Source organism: Paraburkholderia sediminicola, assembly GCF_046026895.1.
In the GTDB taxonomy this organism is placed as follows: Bacteria; Pseudomonadota; Gammaproteobacteria; order Burkholderiales; family Burkholderiaceae; genus Paraburkholderia; species Paraburkholderia sediminicola_C.
Genome location: NZ_JAQQEU010000265.1, coordinates 1 through 710 on the forward strand (window position 1 = coordinate 1; position 710 = coordinate 710).

Here is a 710-nt window from a genome sequence, read left to right on the forward strand (position 1 = left end):
CGCCCGGGGTCGGCGCGTACCGTGAGCGTGCGGCGCACGTGGGCATGCGGGATTGAGTAGTCGTTCAGATCGAACCGGACATACGGCTGTTTGCCGACCGTCACGGCCAGTTGCAGTTCACACGGGTACGGATTCTCCGGCAACGCGAGCAGGCTGGGTTGCTCGCGGGCGAAGGCCTCACGCACGGTGATCGTGGGCTCCTCGCGGCAGGGGCGATCGGCTGCTGGCCCCGCGCACCAGAGTGCGGCCTGGGCGTTCAGATCATCAAGGTCAGTGAATTTGCGCGCGGCAAAGAACGCGTCGCGTACAAACCTGATGGCACGTTCGACGCGCCCCTTCTCGTTGATATGGGCTCGAGCCCATATTCACGAGAAGGGGCGCGTCGAACGTGCAATCCGATACGTACGCGAGAACTTCTTTGCTGCGCGTAAGTTCATCGACCTCGACGATCTGAATGCTCAGGCGGCGCTCTGGTGCGCTGGCCCCGCCGCGAATCGCCCTTGTCGCGAGGAGCCCACGATCACCGTGCGCGAAGCCTTCGAACGCGAACGGCCAAGTCTGCTGGGTTTGCCCGAGAATCCCTATCCGTGCGAACTGCAACTGGCGGTCTCGGTTGGCAAGACTCCATATGTTCGCTTTGACCAGAACGATTACTCGATTCCACACACCCACGTGCGTCGCATGCTCACGGTACGGGCCGATCCTCGTCA

Annotated in this window: 2 protein-coding genes; one reads left to right on the forward strand and one right to left on the reverse strand. The window is 62.7% G+C overall.

All coding sequences use genetic code 11. The features are described from left to right. The coding region (locus tag PQR02_RS40660) for a Mu transposase domain-containing protein (RefSeq protein ID WP_408243426.1) at positions 1-185 on the reverse strand (185 nt) is incomplete at its 3' end. Positions 186-315: 130 nt separating this feature from the next. Between PQR02_RS40660 and PQR02_RS40665 the strand changes: the two genes are divergently transcribed. After that, positions 316-710, forward strand: a 395-nt coding sequence (locus tag PQR02_RS40665) for a Mu transposase domain-containing protein (RefSeq protein ID WP_408243427.1), incomplete at its 3' end; no start/stop codon positions are given.